The organism is Paenibacillus sp. Mc5Re-14 (genome assembly GCF_001049835.1).
GTDB classification, from domain to species: domain Bacteria; phylum Bacillota; class Bacilli; order Paenibacillales; family Paenibacillaceae; genus Paenibacillus; species Paenibacillus polymyxa_C.
Genome location: NZ_CVPD01000002.1, coordinates 39,399 through 60,982 on the forward strand (window position 1 = coordinate 39,399; position 21,584 = coordinate 60,982).

18 protein-coding genes, 3 pseudogenes and 1 riboswitch are annotated in these 21,584 nt (G+C 42.3%); of the genes and pseudogenes, 2 read left to right on the forward strand and 19 right to left on the reverse strand.

All coding sequences use genetic code 11. The features are described from left to right. Positions 1 to 94 precede the first annotated feature (94 nt). The 15 genes and pseudogenes from BN1546_RS25105 to BN1546_RS25175 all read right to left on the reverse strand — a co-directional run bounded on the left by BN1546_RS25105 (position 95) and on the right by BN1546_RS25175 (position 16,774). The gene (locus tag BN1546_RS25105) at positions 95 to 439 is read right to left on the reverse strand and encodes a thioredoxin family protein (protein WP_013371200.1); all 345 of its coding nucleotides are present in this window, start codon (positions 437 to 439) and stop codon (positions 95 to 97) included. Positions 440 to 530: 91 nt separating this feature from the next. Next, positions 531 to 1,634 (reverse strand): flavin monoamine oxidase family protein, encoded by a 1,104-nt coding sequence (locus BN1546_RS25110; protein ID WP_058831445.1) that lies wholly within the window; start codon positions 1,632 to 1,634, stop codon positions 531 to 533. A gap of 99 nt (positions 1,635 to 1,733) precedes the next feature. Continuing rightward, positions 1,734 to 2,408 (reverse strand): annotated as a pseudogene (locus BN1546_RS25115) (SDR family NAD(P)-dependent oxidoreductase); the annotation flags it as partial. Positions 2,409 to 2,622: 214 nt separating this feature from the next. After that, the gene (gene trxA / locus BN1546_RS25120) at positions 2,623 to 2,940 is read right to left on the reverse strand and encodes a thioredoxin (protein ID WP_058831444.1); all 318 of its coding nucleotides are present in this window, start codon (positions 2,938 to 2,940) and stop codon (positions 2,623 to 2,625) included. 119 nt (positions 2,941 to 3,059) lie between these two features. Beyond that, entirely contained in the window at positions 3,060 to 4,028 is a 969-nt protein-coding gene (locus BN1546_RS25125; RefSeq protein WP_081275942.1) for a zinc-binding dehydrogenase, read from the reverse strand. A gap of 921 nt (positions 4,029 to 4,949) precedes the next feature. Further along, a complete protein-coding gene (locus BN1546_RS25130; RefSeq protein WP_090739196.1) occupies positions 4,950 to 6,800 on the reverse strand; it encodes an ABC transporter ATP-binding protein in 1,851 nt (616 codons plus the stop codon). After that, positions 6,787 to 8,556 carry an ABC transporter ATP-binding protein gene (locus tag BN1546_RS25135; protein ID WP_040101334.1) on the reverse strand — a complete coding sequence of 590 codons (1,770 nt, stop codon included), beginning with the start codon at positions 8,554 to 8,556 and terminating at the stop codon, positions 6,787 to 6,789. The genes BN1546_RS25130 and BN1546_RS25135 overlap by 14 nt, the downstream gene beginning before the upstream one ends. 79 nt (positions 8,557 to 8,635) lie before the next feature. Further along, a complete protein-coding gene (locus BN1546_RS25140; RefSeq protein WP_013371190.1) occupies positions 8,636 to 9,043 on the reverse strand; it encodes a MarR family winged helix-turn-helix transcriptional regulator in 408 nt (135 codons plus the stop codon). 230 nt (positions 9,044 to 9,273) lie between these two features. Then, positions 9,274 to 10,227: pseudogene (folE2, locus tag BN1546_RS25145) on the reverse strand (GTP cyclohydrolase FolE2). Between the two features lie 16 nt (positions 10,228 to 10,243). Further along, positions 10,244 to 11,254 carry a CobW family GTP-binding protein gene (locus BN1546_RS25150; RefSeq protein WP_090739197.1) on the reverse strand — a complete coding sequence of 337 codons (1,011 nt, stop codon included), beginning with the start codon at positions 11,252 to 11,254 and terminating at the stop codon, positions 10,244 to 10,246. 276 nt (positions 11,255 to 11,530) lie between these two features. Next, a complete protein-coding gene (gene rpsN, locus BN1546_RS25155) occupies positions 11,531 to 11,800 on the reverse strand; it encodes a 30S ribosomal protein S14 (RefSeq protein WP_090739198.1) in 270 nt (89 codons plus the stop codon). 30 nt (positions 11,801 to 11,830) lie between these two features. After that, positions 11,831 to 12,085, reverse strand: a complete 255-nt coding sequence (locus BN1546_RS25160) for a dCTP deaminase/dUTPase family protein (RefSeq protein ID WP_090739199.1) — start codon at positions 12,083 to 12,085, stop codon at positions 11,831 to 11,833. Positions 12,086 to 12,447: 362 nt separating this feature from the next. Then, positions 12,448 to 13,251, reverse strand: coding sequence for an AAA family ATPase (locus BN1546_RS25165; RefSeq protein WP_090739200.1), 804 nt, complete (start codon positions 13,249 to 13,251; stop codon positions 12,448 to 12,450). 349 nt (positions 13,252 to 13,600) lie between these two features. Then, positions 13,601 to 14,665 (reverse strand): NAD(P)H-dependent flavin oxidoreductase, encoded by a 1,065-nt coding sequence (locus BN1546_RS25170; protein ID WP_090739201.1) that lies wholly within the window; start codon positions 14,663 to 14,665, stop codon positions 13,601 to 13,603. A gap of 435 nt (positions 14,666 to 15,100) precedes the next feature. Continuing rightward, complete coding sequence (locus BN1546_RS25175) at positions 15,101 to 16,774, reverse strand: RICIN domain-containing protein (RefSeq protein ID WP_090739202.1); 1,674 nt, start codon at positions 16,772 to 16,774, stop codon at positions 15,101 to 15,103. A 132-nt stretch (positions 16,775 to 16,906) separates the two neighbouring features. Between BN1546_RS25175 and BN1546_RS28270 the strand changes: the two are divergent. Both BN1546_RS28270 and BN1546_RS25185 read left to right on the forward strand, forming a co-directional pair. After that, positions 16,907 to 17,102 (forward strand): annotated as a pseudogene (locus BN1546_RS28270) (LysR family transcriptional regulator); the annotation flags it as partial. A 361-nt stretch (positions 17,103 to 17,463) separates the two neighbouring features. Further along, positions 17,464 to 19,632: an amidase gene (locus BN1546_RS25185; RefSeq protein ID WP_090739203.1), complete on the forward strand. Its 2,169-nt coding sequence runs from the start codon at positions 17,464 to 17,466 to the stop codon at positions 19,630 to 19,632. Positions 19,633 to 19,716: 84 nt separating this feature from the next. Here BN1546_RS25185 and BN1546_RS25190 read toward each other — a convergent pair whose 3' ends face one another. The 4 genes from BN1546_RS25190 to BN1546_RS25205 all read right to left on the reverse strand — a co-directional run bounded on the left by BN1546_RS25190 (position 19,717) and on the right by BN1546_RS25205 (position 21,582). Then, positions 19,717 to 20,031, reverse strand: a complete 315-nt coding sequence (locus tag BN1546_RS25190; protein WP_090739204.1) for a DMT family transporter — start codon at positions 20,029 to 20,031, stop codon at positions 19,717 to 19,719. A 3-nt stretch (positions 20,032 to 20,034) separates the two neighbouring features. After that, positions 20,035 to 20,376 (reverse strand): DMT family transporter, encoded by a 342-nt coding sequence (locus BN1546_RS25195; RefSeq protein WP_058831437.1) that lies wholly within the window; start codon positions 20,374 to 20,376, stop codon positions 20,035 to 20,037. Positions 20,377 to 20,470: 94 nt separating this feature from the next. Further along, positions 20,471 to 20,569: riboswitch (guanidine-I (ykkC/yxkD leader) on the reverse strand. Between the two features lie 8 nt (positions 20,570 to 20,577). Then, positions 20,578 to 21,099: a spermidine/spermine N(1)-acetyltransferase gene (locus tag BN1546_RS25200; protein ID WP_090739205.1), complete on the reverse strand. Its 522-nt coding sequence runs from the start codon at positions 21,097 to 21,099 to the stop codon at positions 20,578 to 20,580. Between the two features lie 30 nt (positions 21,100 to 21,129). Further along, complete coding sequence (locus tag BN1546_RS25205; RefSeq protein ID WP_013371169.1) at positions 21,130 to 21,582, reverse strand: MarR family winged helix-turn-helix transcriptional regulator; 453 nt, start codon at positions 21,580 to 21,582, stop codon at positions 21,130 to 21,132. Positions 21,583 to 21,584 lie beyond the last annotated feature (2 nt).

The following is a 21,584-nucleotide window of genomic DNA, read 5'->3' on the forward strand; positions in this document are numbered from 1 at the left end:
CAAAGAATCACCTCGACGGTCATGTATGACTAGGTTCGCTCCTTTTCCAAAAAACGTTATGCGCTAGTCTTTCCACTCCCTGTTCCTCTCCCTATTACAACCCCGAGTTGCTCTTCAACCAAAAATCGTTTAATTGTTGTAAACGAGCTGCAAGAGGTCCCAACTGAACAAATCTACCTTCACGGAACGACTCTCTTTGATCAATGAACATAATTATTGTAGGTACTGAGAAGATTAAAAATTTGCCTACAACCTCTTCTACATTACTTGTGTCAACATGAGCAAGTTTTATAGAAGGAAATTTAGTAAGCAAATCTTTTAATTTGGGATAAACAGAGTGACATACATTGCAATTCTCCTGAGAAAAATACAACATACTTAGTCGGTTGTTTTGAATAAAAGCATCTATCTCTTCTATTGATAATAATTCTTTATTCATTTATTAAATTGTCCTTTCAGGTTGTTCTTTTATACCAAACCCTTTTTTCAATAAAATTCAATTTATAACCCCTTTCAATCGAATATTTTTCTTAGGATAAATGTTTGATGACTTCATTGACAACTCTTTCAGCTGATCGAAGGGCACCTTCAAGATGACCGCCTTGCCTATAAGCTGTTTCAGTTCCAGCAAAATAAATATTTTGCCTTGAGCCCTTTCCGTCGATGATAGGTCCGTAACTCGGATAATCAAGAAGTGGATCTGTATCTTCCTCTACGGCTGTATGTTCATCAAAAGACCAATCTTTAAATAAAGTCCCTTCTACATGTTTTGCTGCTGGACCGAAAAGTCGTGTCAATTGTTCCAACACAAGCTCAAGTAATTGTTCATTCCCCATATTCAAGCGAGCTTTTGCAGGAAGACCAAAGAAACCAAAAAGTGCGCCAGAACCTGTAGAAGGCGAGGCATCATGAATTTCCCTCAAAGGGCCAACCCAACTCGATACGAATCCAGAGAGACCTTGGTCACGCCAGAAGGGGGTGTCATAAACAGCAATAACCTTAGCTTGACTGGCCATCCAAGTTGGCTTATTCATTAAATTCGATTTTAGTTCAGCAGAAAGTTTGGGGAAGAACGTAATATTTCGTTCAACGATCCGTGGGGGTAGAGCAACTATAACCGAACTTGCATGAAAGTTCCCTGCATCAGTTTGAATCTTCCCCCTGCTATCGTCCTCCTGATGAATAGAAGTTACTTTGGTATTCAGATAGATTGCTTCTGATGGTATTTGGGCAGCCAGTGCATCAATTAGAGACTGAACTCCGCCTATAAACCGAAGTGAATATTCCATCGCTTCTGCGGACAAATCATGCTGTTGCGGTGGTGTGTTTCTGGATCGTTCTACTAGCATTCTTCCTTCATTATACTGCTCAAACGTCTGCAAGCTGAGTTCCTCGACTAGTTGGTTCATTGCTATCTCATAACGAGGCCAGTACCATGTTGGCCCAAGATCGAATTTCCCAAGCTCAGGCTTACCCTCAACCTCTACACTCAAGCCTCTTCCTCCAATACGATTTCGTGCTTCCAAGATGAGGTATCTTATTCCATGTGTATTGAGCAAGGCAGCTGCACGAAGTCCACATAAACCTGCACCAACTATTATTACAGGGGCATCCCTATTCAATTGAGTTTCCATACTTTGCTCCTTTAGATAGATAAAAGTTCTTCTTTCGAAGGTCTAACTCTAATAGTGAATGAGAGAAGGGCTAACCTAATTAAGGCCAGCCCCAAAGAATTATCGAAGACGTGCAGTAACACCGCCATCCAAAGGCATGACTACACCAGTAATCCAAGATGCCGAATCACTAGCCAAAAACAAGATCACTTCTGCGACATCCTTCGTTGTGCCATTTCGTCCGATGGGGTGAAAGGCATTAAAACTTGGTAGTACTTCTGCCACTTGTTCTTCACTCATAAATGTATTGTAAATCGGAGTTTCGACGACAGCGGGAGCCACTGCATTCACTCGAATGTGATCCCCAGCCAATTCCACAGCTAAATTTCTGGTCAGTGCGTGTCTTCCTGCCATGGCTGCTGAATATGCAGACGATGGCGTCGATTCAACCGCTTGAATCGCCCACATTGATCCGGTATTCACAATCGCTCCCCCGCCTCTTTTTTTCATTTCCGGAATCACAGCTTGCGAAGGATAAAACGTCCCTTTAACGATGGTATCCAGATATGATTGCAGATCATCCGCAGTGTGGTCCATGAAAGGGGTTGGATTGAATTTTCCTGTGTTATTCACCAGTATATCTACTCCACCAAACGCTTCTACAGCAGCTTGGACCAGTTTTTTCGACGTTTCTGGCAAACTAATATCACCTGATACAACAATCACTTTTTTACCGGATGGGTCAATTTCCAAAGCGGTCTTCTTTAATACATCCTCTCGACGGCCATTTATGACTACGTTCGCTCCTTATTCATAAAAACGTTGTGCTGTAGTCTTTCCAATTCCTGTTCCTCCGCCAGTTACAATCACTGTTTTGTTTTCAAATTTCATTTTAACATCTCCTTGTTTTTTTACCTACTAGTTGGTAGTTGATTGACAAAAATATTGATTTTTCTACATCGTTTAAAATCGGCAACATGTTTAGAGTTGTTACCGATTATCTGATTCGTTAATTCATAAGTTTAAGAATTTTTGCCTCGAGAACATCTCTTTGGTTAATCCCAATCATTGTATCCATCAGTTTACCATCTTGGAACAAAAGCAACGCCGGAATGCTTCTAATTCCAAAACGCGTGGCTAACTCCGTCTGTTCATCCACATTAATAGTAGCAATAGTCGCTTTTCCCTTCAGATCATCGGCCAATTGATGAATGATAGGAAGTTGAATTTGACAAGGACCACACCAAGGTGCCCAAAAATCAACCAGGGTTATTCCAGACTGAATTTGGTTGTTGAAAGTCTGATTAGTTAATGCAGTTGCACTCATAAGGATTACCTCCAATATATATTTCAACCAATAAATTGTTCAATTTAATAATTGAATTATAAATTCAACAATAATTACTGTCAAGTAAAGACTCAAGTTCATTTTTCCTTGGCGAGCTTTTATTTGGCTTTGTTTTCAGCAGACATACTTAAAACTGCCCGAAACCGTGTTTTTGCTGCCATCATTTTTTCATACGCTTCGCTTGCCCGTTCTAAAGGAAAAACTTCAATTATAGGTCGGACATCAGTCAAGACGCTAAACCGTACCGCAGCTTCAATTTCTTTGGCTTTCCCAGTAAATGATCCCTTCACTGTATGGGGACCTTTCAAGAAATCCATAGCTGACAATTCTAAACGTTCTCTGGATCCAGCTACGATAATAAGCTCACCTTCTGTCGCTAGTCCATTAACCAAAGAAGATATCACTCCGGCGTTTGGCGCTGTGGCAAGAATGACTTTAGCTCCACCTAACGCTTTCAAAGCTTTAGCAGGATCCTCCTTTTCGGAATCGATGTAAAAATGTGCCCCGAGTTCTTTTGCTAGATTTTCTTTCTGCACTCCTCGGGATATAGCAACTGTCTGATATCCAGCTTTCTTGGCGTATTGCACAGCAAGATGGCCCAATCCACCAATGCCGGAAATGGCAACCAAGTCGCCTGGACGTGCAGAGCTGTTTCGCAGCGCACTAAATGTAGTTTCACCAGCACACATTAAAGGTGCTGCTTCTTCAGAAGAAACTTCATCGGGAATAAGAATCAGGGCTTCTTCAAAAGCGACCATATACTCCGCGTAACCACCATCCATAGTCAAGCCCGTTACATGATCGTCTCCACTATGATATCCCATTCCTACACGTTGCCCGATCTCCCATTTTGTGAATCCATCTCCTAGTTGTTCAACTATTCCAATTACTTCATGACCGGGTATTCTTGGATACTCTGGGGCAGCTCCACTAATCGTGCTTGCGTCCCCACTACACACTCCGCATGCTTCAATCCGAAGAAGTACTTGCCCTTGGGCTGGAACAGGTATAGGGATTTCAACTAATTTCATCGGTTCACCTTTAGCAGGAACTTGAATTGCTTTCATATATATTTCACCTCTTTATCCCCTGAGATTTTCGAGCTTATTTTAGTATAAATAAGTACGATTTATTATTCAATTAAAAAATTGAATAATAAAATACCAAGGGACATTATCGTTACATTGCTTACCGATAGGCTGCCTAATTGATTTCTTTCTCTACCGGGATACTAGTAAATCTTATTTAAGTACTTCCAACTGTACAGGACAAGAATATTGTTCCTTTGATACGAATCAATTTTTTATATATGCTTCAACCGACTTTTGAAGTATCTTATATTCATCAGTTTGGTTACTCATGAGCGTCATCGCCAGGTTTCCATGTAATAAATAATCCCTTTTAGGCTCAGATGTAGTTTTGGGTCGTCTTCTTCTAATTTAAAATCATTGAAGTTGTGTAGGAACTTCGTAATGATGGGAATCCGCATGATCTTCTGAAAAAAATTTTTTTACCCCTGATAAAACGTCCCTTTGGGGTTGAGGCAAATAAGTTTTCAGCATAAGCTCCATGTCTTTTTTTGTTACTGGCTTTGCTTCGGTATGGAAAGAAGTCTACAAGGTCTCGATTAAGAGAATTTTCGTTATAGATTATCAATAGTCGCCTCATCTGCATAGATGTTTATGAACTTTATAAACCATCCTCACCTCTGGTTCCTTTGAAGCTTCCAACAAGTGCAAGTATTTTCTTCATGATGAGAGGAAAGTTATTCAAAATTGAAACTACGAATACCCACAAAAAAATAGAATAATCAACGAGTTTCCTTTGTCCTTTCAGGACATGTTCAGTAAGACCATTAATGCATAAGAACTTGTTCAATAAAACAAAAAAGCCGCTATGTAGCGACTTTTTATTGGTTCAGTGTTCTTGCCTTAAACACTTGTCCAGTTCCATGTTGTTGCTATTGTGTTTTCCTACAACTGTATTCTTCAGGATGCATTTTCAAACTGGCTGTTATATAAATCGGCATAGAATCCGCCTTTACCCAGCAATTCTCCATGATTACCCGTTTCGATAATGTTACCGTCCTTCATGACCAGAATCAGATCGGCGTTCTTAATCGTTGAGAGACGGTGGGCAATCACAAAAGAGGTTTTCCCTACAGTAAGTCGGTCCATCGCTTGTTGAATCAGCAACTCCGTACGCGTATCGACCGAACTTGTGGCTTCGTCCAGTATGAGCATAGGCGCATCTTCAATCATGGCTCTTGCAATGGTAATCAATTGCTTTTGGCCAGCAGAGAGATTGGCTTTGTCGTCTAGTACTGTATCATAGCCCTGCGGCAGAGTTTTAAGGAAGTTGTGCAGACCCACTGCTCTACATGCGGCTTCTACCTGTTCATCGGTAACATGGTCTTGGGAAAAGACGATATTCTCACGAATCGTTCCTTCAAACAGCCATGTATCCTGCAGTACCATACAGAATAATTTATGAACATTCTCACGTGTTAATTGGCTGATCGGAGTTCCATCAATATAAATTTCCCCTCCGTTCAGCTCATAGAACCGCATGAGCAAATTCACGAGCGTCGTCTTACCAGCACCTGTCGGGCCAACAATGGCGACTTTCTGACCAGCTTCAGCTTTCATAGAGAAGTCTTTGATAATCATATGGTCTTCGTTATAACCGAAACGAACATGTTTGAATTCAACATCCCCTTTGGCGTTATCTAGCTTCATGGTCTTATCACTTTCATCTTTCAATTCTTCTTCATCCAGAAATTCGAATACACGTTCACTGGCAGCAGCCGCCGATTGCAAATTGGTTGCAGCCTGCGCCAACTGTGACAAGGGCTGTGTAAATAGACGAATATACACCATAAAGGCCACAATAGTTCCGATCGTTATAACATGTTGGTTCACCAGCAAAGCGCCCACGATACAGACCGCTACATAACCGAAATTCCCGATGAACATCATAACCGGCATCATCAGGCCAGACATGAACTGGGATTTCCATGCATTTGTATACAAGCGGCCATTAATGCCATGGAACACTTCCTTGGCTGCTTTTTCTCCGTTATATACCTTGACTACGTTATGACCAGCATAGGTTTCTTCAATATGACCGTTGATCTGGCCAAGCTCCACTTGCTGTGCTACAAAATATTTTTGTGAATGCTTCATAATTACGGTCATCAGTGAAAAACCAATCAGCGTAGCTACAATCCCGGTAATGGTCATGATCCAGTTCGTATACAGCATCATAATCAATGCACCCACAAAGGTTGCCAAGGCGCTGACAAGTGTGCCGAGACTGTTGTTTAACGTTTGTCCAATGGTATCGACATCGTTGGTTACACGGCTTAGCACATTACCATAGCTCGTAGCATCAAAATACTTCAAAGGCATATGATTAATTTTTCGGGACAGTTCTGTCCGCATCTTCTTTGTAAGGCGCTGTGACACGGTTACCGTAATGAATCCCTGGAAATAATTAAAGATAAGGCCGAGACCATACAAAACCACCAATACAAGAACAATCTTCTGAATAGCATTTATATCAATCCCTGTTACAATTCCTTCCTGGATCAGGTTGGCAATATCGCTGAGCTTATCCGGACCAATCACGTTGAAGACAGAACCGGCCAGCGCTAGCACCATAGAGAGTATAATCATAGGCATATAGGTCTTGATGTAGGATAAGAGCTGACGGATGTTCTTTCTAAAATCATTCGCTTTTTTACCAGTCCCCATCCCCTCCGTAGGACCTCTACCCATGGGACCTTGCTGTTTCATTTTGATATGCTTACTGCCGACGGTGTGTTCATTCTTGTCCATGTACGAGTTCCTCCTTCGAAAGCTGCGAATAAGCGATTTCCTGATAGGTGCTGCAATTCGCCATCAGCTCTTCATGTGTGCCGTTCCCTACAATCTCGCCCTGGTCGAGAACAATAATCCGGTCAGCGTCCTTAATGGTGCCTATGCGCTGAGCAACAATGAGTGTCGTAGCATGGCCGGTTTCTTGTTTAAGCGCAGAGCGCAGGACCCGGTCTGTTCTGTAGTCGAGTGCCGAGAAGGAATCATCGAAGATGTAAATCTCTGGCTGACGGTAGATGGCACGCGCAATGGACAGACGCTGCTTTTGACCACCCGACACGTTCGCTCCACCTTGTGAAATCCGTCCTTGATATTGACCGTCCATTTTTTCGACAAACTCCGTACCCTGGGCAATCTCCACAGCGGCTTTGACGAGTTTCTCCGAAACTTCTGCTCTGCCGTTATCACCATACGAAACGTTGGAAGCCACTGTACCGCTGAAAAGTACGGCTCTCTGTGGGACATACCCGATTTTGTTATGAAGTGTCTGCTGCTTATAGTTTCTGACATTCACGCCATCCACAAGTACCTCACCCTCAGTCACATCGTAGAAACGGGAAATCAGATTGATCACACTGGTTTTGCCGCTGCCTGTTGCACCAATAAAGGCAACCGTCTCGCCCTGTTTTGCCGTAAAGCTAATGTTGCGAAGCGCAGGCTCCTCGGCATCCGGATATTTGAAGCTGACATTACGAAATTCCACCTGACCCATAACGCCCTCTTCTCCAGCTGTCTCATGTCCGTCGATGATGCGAGATTCGGTATTCAATACCTCCATAATCCGTTTGGCAGAAATCGAAGCTCGAGGCATCAGGAAGAATATCATACTTACCATCATAAAGGCCATGACCACCTGCACCGCATATGAGGAGAATACGACCATATTAGAGAATAGCGTAATGCGGTCCGGCACGGCCGCTCCGTTAATCAGGTATGTGCCAATCCAATAGATCGAGACACTCAGACCCGACATAATAAAGGTCATCCCCGGACCAACCATTGCCATTAACCGGTTCGCAAACAGGTTTGTATTTGTCAATTCTGCATTGGCCTGTCCGAACTTCTCCTCCTGATACTGATCTGCATTATAAGCGCGCACCACCCGAAGCCCGGTCAGATGCTCACGTGTTACCCTGTTCAGATTATCGGTGAGACGTTGGATTTTTTGGAAACTCGGAAGAGCGAAAATAACAATGACACTCAGCATCAGGATCAGGACAGCCACAGCCACTCCTGTAGAGGCGGTCCACTGCCAGTTTTTATCCGCAATCTTTGCAATGGCCCACACGGCCAGAATCGGCGCCTTGATGATCACCTGCAGCCCCAGCGCAACCACCGTTTGAATTTGGGTAACATCGTTCGTGGAGCGGGTGATAAGGCTGGCTGTTGAAAAGCTGTTCATCTCTTCCATGGAAAAAGATAAGGCCTTGTCAAAGACCATCGCACGCAGACGCATGGCCAGCCCTGCCGCGACCTTTGCCGCAAAATAGCCGACAATAATAGATGCAATCATACTGCCGACAGCACATAACAGCATATAAATACCGGGAATCAGCAGTTCCGACATCGGCGTTCCGGCGGTTTGCAGCTTGGTTGTAATTTCGGCCATATAATCAGGCAGCTTCAAATCCAGCCACACCTGCACAACGATGAAGGCCAAGCTGCAAAGAACGAACATCCATTCATTTTTCTTGAGATATTTGAATATCTTCAGCATTCTGTTCTTCTCCTTTATCTGAAAATCTTAGGTGTTTGGTGCAATTAACGTATCCTGCATACGTCCTCTACATAGGAATTCAGCTTTTAGAGACAATAAGCTTGATGAGTCGGATAAACTCTTTGGCATCCTGTTCGTCCAGCTTTCGAAGAATTTTCTCGCTCCATGCGACTCCTTCGTTATACCTGTCCATCATAAATTGCTTGCCTGAATCCGTAATGAATACAATCACCTTACGTTTGTCGTTAGCATCCGTACGTCGTACAACCAACCCTTTCTTCTCCAAACTTTTCAGTGCCGTTGCGATCCGTCCCGTACTGACGGACAAGTATTCGCTCAAATGGCCCGAAGTAACCCCATCCTGATGACTCAAAGCGATGAGAATCCCCATTTCACCACGAGAGAAATGCGCTCGTTCCTCTAACACCGGTTTGCGCGATTTGACGATACACTCGAATAGTTCTGTTGCTGACGCTTTATAGTCCATTGGCAGTACCACCTTCTGCATTTATCTTATACTGTAAGATAATAATGATATCCGGACATAAAGTCAATTCGGGAAAATATGTAATGGTTGAAGTTTCATGACCACTCACGACCTGAATGCGAAGAGGAATACTTCATTGCAACTTGACACAAAAAACTGCACCTCCAAAGTTAGATCGCGTCTAAAAATTGGGGTGCAGTTCACTCTGATGTTTATCATCTTCTGATGATCTAGATTAAAGTAAAGTAATCATCAACACATTCATACGCTCTGGACTTATCATACACAATGCGTGCAATCGCATCATGCTGATGAATGGACTCTTCATTACTGCAGTCCACCTTGAATTTACTTACCCAATGCTTTTCATACAAATCAGCAGCCACCAACCGCACTACGTCTTCAACAAATCGAGGATTCTCGTACGCACGTTCTGTAACCTGTTTCTCGTCAGGCCTTTTTAATACGGGATGAAGGCAACTGCTTGCATTGGATTCAGCGGCATCCAACAGATTTTCCTTCCAATCACTTGGCAATAATTCTCCAGGGTTGCCCTGTACCTGAATTCGTAGCATACCACGCTGATTGTGTGCACTATATTCACTTATTTCTTTAGAACAAGGACATAACGTTGTAATCTGTATATTTAGACCTGCTTTAATAATAGGAGACTTACCTGCCTCCTATGTCACAGTAATCGAAGCCAATGAATGGTTTAACCCGAATAAACCTGTTATGGGTGCAGCACGGTTATAGAACCAGGGATAGGTAACTTCCAGTTGTGATTTCTGTTGATTCATCTGTTCGGCAATTCGCTGCGTCAGTCTAAGTAAATCTGTAATTTGGTCACTCAGTCCCTCATTGCGACTATGCTGAAGCTGTTCTGCCAATCGGCTCATATTAATGCCTTTAAATTCCCGCTCCAGTGAGGTAGTCAGTCGAAAATTGCCAATGCTGGACACCTTTACAGGACTTTTTACCGAAATAACATCGATAGGATACTTCAAATTTTCGATGCCTACTTGCTGTAACTCAAACAGAAAATCATTTTTGCTATTTTGCAAATCTTGCATCTCTTCTTTGAGAACAGGTTTGTCTCCCTGTATTGGATCAACTGAACCGAATAGCCGAAGCCTTTCAGCCTTATCAGGCAGTACAAATGAATGTGTCACACTCTTACTCATGTTATCCTGCTCCTTGTCAGACGCTTGCTTCGGCAACCGCACATTCGCTAAATCGTGCTCTGAACCAGTCCTCATCCAAATCTTTTCCAATTACAACGATGCGGCTTGTTCTGTCTTCATCCACATTCCATTCCCTATCAGTATCCACCCCAAATATCATGTGAACTCCCTGAAATACGACCCTTTTATTTGTTTTCTGTACATTAAGAATTCCTTTGTATCGATACGTATCAGCTGAATGCTCCACCAACCAATCGTTTATAAACTTATTCACTTTATCTAGATCCAAAGGTCTCGTTTCAGTGAGAACAATGGAGAAAACATCGTCATCATGATGATGGTGAAGATGTTCTTCCAGAAAATGTGGATCGACTTCGAGTTTGTGATCAAGATCAAATGTATTAACTCCAAGAATCTGATCCAAATTAATTAAGGATTGATGTGTATGCGTCAATCGGGCATGTGAGTTCATCTTTTTCAACCGGGATTCCAAGCGAGCAATATCTTCCTTTTCGACAAGATCTATTTTGTTTAATAATATGACATCGGCAAAAGCGACTTGTTCCTTTGCCTCATGTCCGTTATCTAGATGATGTTCAGCATGTTTAGCGTCTACTACGGTTATAACAGCATCAATTTTGAAAAAGTTTGAAATCAGTGGCTCCGCAAGAAAAGTCTGAATGACCGGTCCCGGATCAGCCAAACCCGTAGTTTCAACAACAATCCGATCATATTCGACAGGTGTAGGAGTCTCTGCAAATTTTCGATGCAACAAATTTTTCATAATATCCACCAGATCACTTCGTACTGTGCAGCAGATGCAGCCATTGTTCATTTCAATAATTTCTTCGCCAGATTCCACAATTAGTTCATTATCGATGCCCACTTCTCCAAATTCATTCACAATAACAGCGACTTTATAACCATGATCTGCCTTCAATATATGATTAAGCAGCGTCGTTTTACCAGCTCCCAAAAATCCCGTAATTACCGTTACCGGAATGCGTGGATCTTGTTCCGTTTCCATGTAAGTCCCCCCTTAAGGTGCTAATTCTAAATTGTACATTCCTTGCAAACTCCCAATCAGACTTTTCACATGTTTATTCCATGCTCAAACCCCTTCAATGTAGATTTTTTATACATCTTCTATGAAGCAGGCCATGAAAAATCCCCCCCACAGAGGTAGCAGTTGTCTGCTCGTGAGCTGTGCGGCGAATGTTCCCCATTTCCTTATGCACGGTAGGTAATGCAACAAGACATGCGGTCAAAATAGCAATTGCTTCATCTTGGACTTCTATTCTGTTCACCAACTCGACTTGGTGACACCAGGAATTTGTCCTTTATGAGCCAGTTCACGAAAGACAATCCGTGATACTTTAAACTTACGCAAATATCCTCTCGGGCGCCCCGTCAGTTCACAACGGTTTTTCAGTCTAGTAGGGGATGCATTACGCGGTAACTTCTGCAATGCTTCATAGTCCCCTCTTTCTTTCAGCTGACGGCGCAGCTCTGCATATTTGGCTACGGTCTCCTGACGTCTCTTCTCACGTACTACTTTTGATTTTTTGGCCATTGATTTTTCTAGCTCCTTTTAGTGATTAGATTAAATGCATGTCGGATCGGAACGCTTCATAAATAAGCTCATACGTCCAATTGAAATCCACCCTTCGACAAAAGCCGTAATATAACCCGGCAGCCGAATTGTTTCAATCGTGGTTGCGAGCATAAAGGATAACGGTGGAATCAAGGTCTCTTCACTATCAATGGAAGCAGGCTGAATCTGTTCCTCTGTCAGCGGAGATACGGTCATCCTTTTTTGCCTGATCAGCGTTCGCAGCGTGCGGTCAGATAAAATCACTTCATGCACTCCTTCTAGAATAAGTTTCACAGATCAAGATATGGGGTGTCGTTTCTCATGAACCTTTTTTACATCATTGTATTCACCCTGCATGATTGTAGGATGAATTATTTAAATAGTAATAATTACGATTAATAAAAAATATAATCCTGTTTTGTCCACATGTCAATACAACATGTCGTTTATAAATCTACTTCCCACATTTGTTTCACACTAAACAATTATCGACGCCCAAGATTATTTACATAGCATATACATAAATACATATGAGACCCAATCAAAAATTGGCTCCATAATGACAATACCCAGTGAGTACCCAAATCAGCTAATAGGCGTCTGGGTATTTTTGAATTTTTCTCTTTCTATACCTTCATGCGAGGATTATACTCCGACAGTGCATTTTCTATGTTTTCAAAATTAAGTGCTCGGTTCTCTATAATCGCTTTTCGTTTTGCTTTTAACACAATCTGCTCAATATCAGCAAAGCTGCATCCGGCAAGCAAATCTGCAGCCTGTCCAGCAAGGCTCTCCCCGATCAGCAGTTCAATGTATTGAATCCGATCCGCATGCGTTGGCAATGTATACGTCATTTTCGTGTCAAAACGGCGCCATATCGCTGTATCCAGTTCTTCCTCAAGGTTGGTGGCTGCGACAAAAACACTCTCTCCGCCGAACTCGTCTAGACATTGTAGCAGCGTGTTCACCACTCGTGCCATCTCTTTCACTTCATCATTTGAATCCCTCATACGCCCCAGAGCATCAAATTCATCAAGAAACAGAACACAAGGCGTCCCATTTGCATAGTCAAAGATCTTGCGCACATTGCTCGCTGTTTCCCCCAAATGACTATGGATAATCGCGTCAAGCCTCACTAATATAAGCGGCAGATCTAAGCGCTGCGCCAAATAAAAAGCCGTTAGTGTTTTTCCAGTTCCTGGTGGACCAAACATTACGATCTTGTTAGGCATGGGCACATCCTGCTCCTCAAACTTTTCTTTCATTCCCAAAATCGTAATAAACTCATCCACAATTGTCTGGTTTTTCTCGGCTAGTACGATTCGTTTGACCTTGCGGGCGCACTCCTTTGGTGTATATATGGTCGCCATATCAATGCCTTTGGCACGCGGGAGCCGCACAGCAGCATTGCTTTTGTTTTTATTGTTCACGGTCTTTACCTCCCCCTTTAAATAGTAATATTTACGATTAGAAATGTATCAAAATCAGGTTATGATTTCCACCAAACAGTTCAAATAGTTTGCTGGTATGTTTATCCTTTCATTATCTAGAATGTTTTTTCTATTATTCAATAAAAAAATACCCAGCCAAGTGACTAGGTACCATCTATTTCGTACTCATGGGAGAGTAAATAATTCTATTTTGCTTCTCTCTCCAGAAGTCCATAGACTTTGTCTTCACGCATTTATTTTCTCAAGTATGCTGGTATCTAAAATTATCTCGACACCAAACCTCATGGAAATCGCCCTTCAAATAAGATCAAAACGAAATAATGGCTTTTTAACTTTTGACAAGAATACTGGCTTCATCAATGGTTTGTTTTACAATTGAAGCAGCAGGTTGGTCGTTGGCTAACCGAAGCCCCTGGCCAGCCCAAAGTGACATATACTCGGGGTTGTTTGCTTTTGCAGCCGCCTGACGAATATCCCGGGTCATCGCGTTTTGAATAGGATAAGCAGGGATTGTTTCGGAGTACTGATGCATGTCAATCATAAATTTTGTTTGAATGCCTCTTGCAGCTTTGCCGGAGTAAGCACGTGTAATTTGAGTGGAGTCTTCATTTGCCGAGAGGATTTTCTGCTTGTACTTTTCGTGGGCACCGCTCTCAGGACAGGCTAAAAACGCAGTGCCCATCTGTACTGCAGAAGCTCCTAATAAAAGGCTTGCTGCAAGTCCCCGCCCATCCATGATTCCCCCCGCTGCGATGACCGGGATCGACACATGGTCAACGATCTGCGGAACAATAGCCATGGTGCCTATCAAAGCATCATGGGAGACGTCTTTCAGAAAGGTCCCTCTATGCCCGCCTGCTTCGCTCCCCTGAGCCACAATAGCATCTACACCCCCTGCTTCCAATTGCTTGGCTTCATCAACGGTTGTTGCAGTTCCAATGACGAATATTCCATGCTGTTTCATGGTTTGAATCACGTTTGGAGATGGTATGCCAAACGTGAAACTAAATATGGGCACACGTTCCTCCAATAATACCTGTACCTGTTCCTCAAACGATTCTGCAGACTTCAAAATCAATGGATTTTGAGCAGTGCCAAGTTCGATACGATATTTATTGAGATAATCCGTCATCCGGTAGATAGCTTCTTCCGACTCTTCAAATTGCTCAGGCACAAACAAGTTTACTCCGAATGGCTGATCCGTTAGTTGCTTGATTTTTTGGATCTCGCTGCGGAGTTGTTCCGGCGTTAAGTATCCGCCTCCTAGGTTGCCTAGCCCACCAACGTTTGAAACAGCCGCTACTAATTCAGACGTCGAAACGCCACCTGCCATCGGCGCTTGAAAAAGCGGGTATCGAATTTTTAGAGTACGCGTCAATTCAGTCTCAAACACTTTTAAATCCTCCTTTTAGTTGGAAATTTGAAGATCTATTGGTAGTTCAACAAGCAACAAAGTGGCAAGAAGACGCGATAGGCTGCTCTCCTTATTTTCAACAATTTTTTATACATGTTGTCTAGGCAAAAATGAAGCACTATTGCCGATTAAATAATACTCGAGTTTCATTCAAAATCAACTATACAACTTATGTTGTTTACAATAAAGAGGTTGGTTAAAGAGGAGGCGCTTATGACCAGACGGACTATTGTCTTGGAGTAATATATCTTTCAGTACCAAAATAAAAAACTGGCGCCGACGGAATATCGACACCAGTTTTTGCCGCACAGCTTTTCCCAATATAGTGGCTTGACTAAGGAAATGCTGAATGAGATTCAACCGATTGAATAAACGATGTTAGATTGATGCTTTTAGGCAAATTACTGATCAGCGCTATTCAATAGATTCAAGCTTCCATTGTTGATTATAATTGGATGTATACCGCCATTGCTGGATAGGAACTCCCTCTGCAGTTGATAGGCCTGTGACATCAGCTGGCTTATTGGAAATTACAGGAGTGATGCGATAGTAACCATCTCCTGTAGAGATAAAAGCAAATTTTTGTTGATCTTGGTCAGTACTAGCAGCCAGTTGGAATTTAGCGCCATGATCCAGAGAGCCATTTGTTACCTCGAGTGAACGTCCACTCTGCACATTCTTGATACTGTATTGACCGCCACCTAGATGCGTAACACTCCATTGCTGATTTTCTTTACCTGCATAGGTTGATTTAATTACATTTGCACCTTCTATCGTATTATCGGCTTCCATGACCTTGCCGTCCAAACGCACGTTGAAACGATAAATACCATTAGAAACATTTCCATCAGGAATGCTTGCTTTATCTCCGCTGCCAGCAGGCCGGGTGTAGAGAAGAGTTCCGAAACCAAGTTGGTCAAACGTTGATGGATATTTTAAATTCGGACCACCTTCGGTACCTTCCAGAGCCATTCGGGCAGCAATATTGGGTGCAGACAGACCTTTTCGATTGACATAGTGGTTATAAATCATTGCCCAGATGGGCCGCATTTCATTACGACTGGCAGGCGATATTCCGGATTGACTATTTATCGCGCCGTTTCTACCTGATCCCCATTCATAAGTTGTAAATGGCACATCCTCGCCATTGTTGTACTTGGCAACATATTCAGCAGCACGCAGGAAACGATTGTCCGCCCATCTATAAAGGTCATCTCCCTGATTCCACGCCATTTCAGCAATTGTGGCCATTAAACCAATACCTAATTGAGTATGCGCTTGGTCCCTTCCAGACTCTTGCCATTGGGCAAGACCATCAGGATGAAGGAATGGGATCGCATTATAAATGGACCCATTTCCTGCACCATTTTTAAAATATTCAACACCGATATCATAAATATCCCGGCGGTCACAGAATATTCCGATTGCAATGGTGGCAGCCATATTGCTTAGATCCCAGTTCGCCCAGTAATTCTGTATATATGAATCATTATGACTATTGCCATATTCATTGCCAATAAGGAATCTCTCGTTCAATGGTTTGTAAAATACGGTAAGAAGCATGTTCTGCATTTGTTCCACATTAAACCCCGGATAATCTCTCATAAGTTCTGCTGCATTAGCCAACTCATATCCATAAATTCCCGCCGCTAAGTAGCGATCAGCATTGCCGGAAATCGTTTTAAGATTAGAGGACCAGGCATTCAAAATATCACGAGCTGTATCTCCATTTGCGGTGTCCCCTGTAATTTTCCAACGAAGTGCATTCTGATAAGCACGAGCTATATCATTGTAAAACACAGCTACATTTTGCCCACTTCCTCCCCTGATAATGGTAGAAGTAGCGCGTGGTTTCCATCCAGCCTGTGATAGTGGACTGGACAGCAATTGATTCCAACCATCCAAATAGGGTTGTCTGCCTTCATTAATCATTTGCTTAATTCGGTCAAAATCTTCTTTCGTATGTAATAGGCCAGGATGAGCAAATCCAGTGGATGCTGCAGCTTTAGGCAATGTTTTCTCAGTGAATTCAAACGTACTTATTACTAGGCAAAAAATAATGGATACTAATAGTATTCTTTTCAACATTTACATTCCCCTTATTAGTGTGTTTAAAATAAATCCTCCGCTATTTTATCCTCGATCCCTTTATGTAATTCTCCTTTGAGTTGGTATATATACCTGTTTTTTCTGCGCTATTATGTTTATCGGCTCCAGTTTCATTTTCAAACCATGGAGTTATGGAGTGTAGAGGCGATTACACAAACCGTTATGAGTGGGCTTGGATTTTCTTTTTTGCCTTATATTACAGTTAAAGAAACGTAAATAGAGGAAAACTTAAATTGTAAATCATTCTGAAAAGTTCGATCCTATATACTCCCATACGCTGATTAAAAAGAAAAAGTGGCGTAATTAAGTTGTCTTTTTTCTTTTAATGCTTCATAGTGGATCTCTTTCAATGTATCTTTTATTTAATATACTGACCCGCCTCCTGTAGAAATCTGATTACTGAGTTGTTTATTCTTCATATTAATTTGTTCTCATAGATTACTTGATTGGAACCAAAATATATCAGTCCTGAAAGTATCTTTACGTATCAAGGATTGTAATGCAACTTATTAGCTGTACTTTCTCGCTTTCAACATTACAAAAATTGACATTTACAATGAAAATAAGTAGTATAAATAGAAAGATTTGTACAAAAAAGAGCCCTTTCCTCATTCCCCTCTATTCAAATTCTTGATCCTACCTATCTTATTTTAAGGAGTGAAAATGCTATGCGCGCACGAACGTTAAAAGCGAATACAAGGAATGTAATCGGTAGCTATTACAAATGGATCGCAGCTGGTATGATTGTAACTCTCACGGGATGCTCGTTTGCATCCGCCGCTCCTTCACCCTCACTCTCATCCTCAAGTAAAACTAGTGAACCTACCTCCTCCCTGGTTACATTTCAATTGCAAGAGGCTACGATTGCTCAGATGCAGGACGCGATGAAGTCAGGAGCACTATCGAGTGTCGAGCTCACAGCCATGTACCTTAACCGGGTATATGCCTATGATTCTAGTGGCATTCGGCTGAATTCCATCCCTGTTCTGAATCCTGACGTACTAAAAGAAGCCGCTCAGGCTGATCAGCAAAGGGCTCAGGGGATTAATACCGGGCCTCTGCAAGGCATCCCCTACACGGTTAAAGACAGTTACAAGGTTAAGGGACTCACTGTTGCTTCTGGATCTCCGGCTTTCAAAAACCTGATGGCAAAAGATGATGCCTTTACAGTAGAGAAGATACGAAAGTCCGGTGGGGTGCTCATTGGTAAAACCAATATGCCGCCAATGGCAGCTGGTGGAATGCAAAGAGGCGTTTATGGTCGTGCCGAAAGTCCGTACAATCCAGATTATTTGGCTGCAGCCTGGTACTCTGGCTCCTCTAACGGATCTGGCGTGTCAACAGCCGCCAACCTCGCTGCCTTCGGTATGGGGGAAGAAACGGTATCCTCTGGAAGATCACCAGCATCGAACAATGGTTTAATTGCCTACACCCCATCGCGGGGCCTAATCTCCATTCGGGGGAATTGGCCGCTCTTCCCTGTACGGGATGTCGTCGTCCCACATACGAGAACTGTCGAGGACATGCTCCGCTTGCTTGACGTGATCGTTGTAGAGGACAAAATCACCAAGGGCGATTTTTGGCGAGAACAGAAAGCCGTTCGGCTCCCTTCTGTCAACAGTGTCCGTCCCAATTCCTATCTGGAGTTGCGAGATACGCAGGCTTTGAAAGGCAAACGCATCGGTGTTCCGAAAATCTATATCGGTAAGGACTCTGAAACCACAACTCCGATTAAATTCAGACCTTCAATACAGGCATTATGGGAAAAAGCTGTAAAGGATTTAACTGCTCTTGGAGCTGAAGTTGTGGAAGTTGACTTCCCCTTGCAAGTGAACAGCGAGAAGGACCGACCAACAGCGAAAACACCTGAAGAACGCGGTTTGATGCCGGCAAAGTGGGCTGAAAAGGAATTCGGGCTGCTTAATCCTTATGTAGCTGAGGAATTCCTTAAAAGTGTGGGCGATCCGAATTTCCCGTCATGGACTAATATCGACCCTGCAACCGTCTTTCCGAATCCGCCCGGTTCAGTTGATGCCAAACGTGGCAGAGACCTTGGTCACTATGACGTATTCATTGACACCATAAAGAAAGGCGTCACCCCTTACGAACAAATTCCTCAGTTTCAAGAAGGGCTACGGGGGCTTGAAAATGTACGAAAGATTGATTTTGAAAATTGGATGAAGCAAAATAACCTTGATTTTATAGTTTTCCCGGCCAATTCGAATATCGGCAAAGCGGACTCCGATGTAAATGAAACATCCTATGAGGAGGCTTGGGAGAATGGCAACTATTTCTCCAATACGAATTTCCTTCTACGCGAGTACGGAATCCCAAGTGTGTCTGTGAGTATGGGTGCTATGAAAGATACCGGTATGCCCGTCAACCTGACGATGGCAGGTGCCGCATATAGCGATAACGACCTGCTTCGATACGCTTATTCCTATGAGCAAGCAACCAAAAACCGTCCTATTGCAACACGCACGCCAGCGCTTGAGGATGAAACCTTTTCCTATAACCCACAAACTGCTCTCCCACCCTCTAAACGCAAGGAAACAGAAGCTCCTGCACTTAAGTTGAATACTTCGCTCAAGGGCGATATTCTCGCTTTGAAAGGTTCAGTCACAGATCAAAGTGAAATCGCTCAGCTCAAAGTTTATGTCAATGGCATGCGTGTCGCTATTACAGAAGATAAAGCTAATTGGTCAGCAACACTTCCAACTACGATATACAAACAGAGTGGTGCCTCCCAAGCCGATACACTGCATATTCTTTTGCTGGCGAAGGATATTTACGGAAATACCTCTGCTCAAATCAAATCTGTCACATTACCCCAATGACGAAGGACATCATAGAACATAAATTAACAAACTCCCTAGCTGCTTTCCCAGTATAGGGAGTTTGTCTTCAAATCCCATCATTGTTCAGCCTACAAGCTTTAGTCCAACCGCTGAGCTGAGTACCATCACAATAAACAAAATTCTCGTGGTATTACGCGGTTCACCATAAAAGATCATACCCAGTATGGCCCCACCCGAAGCTCCAATACCAGTCCAGACGGCATAGGCTGTTCCCATGGGTAGTGCTTCCATGGACAGGTTTAAAAAGAAAAAACTCAATCCAAAGCCTCCAAGCAAGCAGAAAATGGACAAGAAATTCCGATCCTTATGAAGCTTATTAATCATGAGAACTCCAATCATTTCAAATACGCCTGCCAAAATCAGAAATACCCAGTTCATCCGTTAGTGCACCTCTTTTCCTTGTTTCTTCTCTTTATTCTGTATTTTGAGTCCTACAACTCCGAGCAGAAGCAACCCAATCAGCATGAATTTAGATCCCTGCACCTCAGCACCAAACAACAATATTTCTGCCAATACAGTTCCGGCTGTTCCCAAACCGACAAAAACTGCATATACGGTTCCAACCGGAAGCGTGCGGGAAGCCATAATCATGAGTATGAAACTTACAAAAATAGCAACCAAAGTCCCTCCCCACTCTAACCATCCACTGGCATGTTTCAGCCCGATAACCCATGCAACTTCAAATAATGCCGCAATTACAACAGATAACCATGTCTTGTTCATTTTGTACTTCCTCCTTTTTGATAACGCTGCAAATGTAATATGGATCAAAGCAGCAATTAAAAAAAGCCTGAGATCATACTGCATACAGCAGTTTTTCTCCCAGGCTTTTATCCCTCCGTGACACAGTACAACGACTGTGAGTTTTCTCTCGGACCAGCCGATATGACATCGCGGAACCCTAGAAAACATTTTTAAATTCAATTATAGTATCATTGATTTGGTCATTATGAAATCAATTTGTTCTTCATCCCCCATATAAAAAGAGTGTGCACCCGTTTGAACAAACCCCATTTTCTTATAAAAAGCAATGGCATTTTCATTTTTTTCCCATACCCCGAGCCAGACCTTCTTTTTATTATGTCCCAGTGCAATTTCCATAGCTTTATTTAACAGATATTTACCAAGCCCATGTTTTTGAAATTTGTTTTTGATATAAATCCTCTCAACTTCGAGTGACTCATCACCCATTTTTTCGGATTGAGCATCATTTATATTTACTTTTAAAAATCCAGCAAGTTCTTCATTAAAATAGACGAAAAAGAATTCTGAAGAGACATTGGACAATTCCTTCTCTAACTGTTTCGAGTTAAATGCTCTTTCCAGATAGGCTCGCATATTTTCAGGTGAATTTTGTTCTTTAAAAGTATCGTTGAATGTTTCAATGCTTATTTCTTGGAGTGTTTGTAAATCTGCACGGCTGCATTTGATAATTTTCGCATTCATTATAAATTTATGCTCCTTCATATAAATCAATTAGTAAATTCTTTTGTTCCCTTTTTTCACAAATTCCCATTCATCGCTTATATTTTTTCTTACTCTTTGAAGTAGATTAAAAATAGTGTTTACTTCACTTTCCGAAAATCCCGCTAAGGCAACATTATCCGAATAATCATGTTCTCTTTTTATGAAAGGATAGACATTGTTCCCTTTTTCTGTTGGAAAGAGTTTATTAATTTTTTTGTTATGCTGATCCTCTTTCTTTTCAATAAACCCATTAATTACAAGTTTTTGGATAGCGCGAGATGCGGTTGTTCGATCTACTTTTATCATCTCAGCTAACTTTTCTTGAATGATTCCTGGGTTTTCACATATTCGTACAAGGTATAAATACTGTCCTTTTGTAAGGTCATATTCTTTAAATTCAATATTACTTATCGAATCTAATGCTCTGGCTATCATCCCAATTTCACGAAGTACTTCCTTCATAA

What these genes read in the sequence shown, in the direction of transcription:
- BN1546_RS25125 (WP_081275942.1), bottom strand. Translation starts at nt 4,028, where the DNA reads ATGAAAGCAATTCAAGTTCCTGCTAAAGGTGAACCGATGAAATTAGTT.
- BN1546_RS25205 (WP_013371169.1), bottom strand. Translation starts at nt 21,582, where the DNA reads ATGAAGGAAGTACTTCGTGAAATTGGGATGATAGCCAGAGCATTAGAT.
- BN1546_RS25200 (WP_090739205.1), bottom strand. Translation starts at nt 21,099, where the DNA reads ATGAATGCGAAAATTATCAAATGCAGCCGTGCAGATTTACAAACACTC.
- BN1546_RS25135 (WP_040101334.1), bottom strand. Translation starts at nt 8,556, where the DNA reads ATGCTGAAGATATTCAAATATCTCAAGAAAAATGAATGGATGTTCGTT.
- trxA (WP_058831444.1), bottom strand. Translation starts at nt 2,940, where the DNA reads ATGAGTGCAACTGCATTAACTAATCAGACTTTCAACAACCAAATTCAG.
- BN1546_RS25150 (WP_090739197.1), bottom strand. Translation starts at nt 11,254, where the DNA reads ATGGAAACGGAACAAGATCCACGCATTCCGGTAACGGTAATTACGGGA.
- BN1546_RS25175 (WP_090739202.1), bottom strand. Translation starts at nt 16,774, where the DNA reads ATGTTGAAAAGAATACTATTAGTATCCATTATTTTTTGCCTAGTAATA.
- BN1546_RS25105 (WP_013371200.1), bottom strand. Translation starts at nt 439, where the DNA reads ATGAATAAAGAATTATTATCAATAGAAGAGATAGATGCTTTTATTCAA.
- BN1546_RS25140 (WP_013371190.1), bottom strand. Translation starts at nt 9,043, where the DNA reads ATGGACTATAAAGCGTCAGCAACAGAACTATTCGAGTGTATCGTCAAA.
- BN1546_RS25110 (WP_058831445.1), bottom strand. Translation starts at nt 1,634, where the DNA reads ATGGAAACTCAATTGAATAGGGATGCCCCTGTAATAATAGTTGGTGCA.
- BN1546_RS25190 (WP_090739204.1), bottom strand. Translation starts at nt 20,031, where the DNA reads ATGAACTGGGTATTTCTGATTTTGGCAGGCGTATTTGAAATGATTGGA.
- BN1546_RS25185 (WP_090739203.1), top strand. Translation starts at nt 17,464, where the DNA reads ATGCGCGCACGAACGTTAAAAGCGAATACAAGGAATGTAATCGGTAGC.
- rpsN (WP_090739198.1), bottom strand. Translation starts at nt 11,800, where the DNA reads ATGGCCAAAAAATCAAAAGTAGTACGTGAGAAGAGACGTCAGGAGACC.
- BN1546_RS25130 (WP_090739196.1), bottom strand. Translation starts at nt 6,800, where the DNA reads ATGGACAAGAATGAACACACCGTCGGCAGTAAGCATATCAAAATGAAA.
- BN1546_RS25195 (WP_058831437.1), bottom strand. Translation starts at nt 20,376, where the DNA reads ATGAACAAGACATGGTTATCTGTTGTAATTGCGGCATTATTTGAAGTT.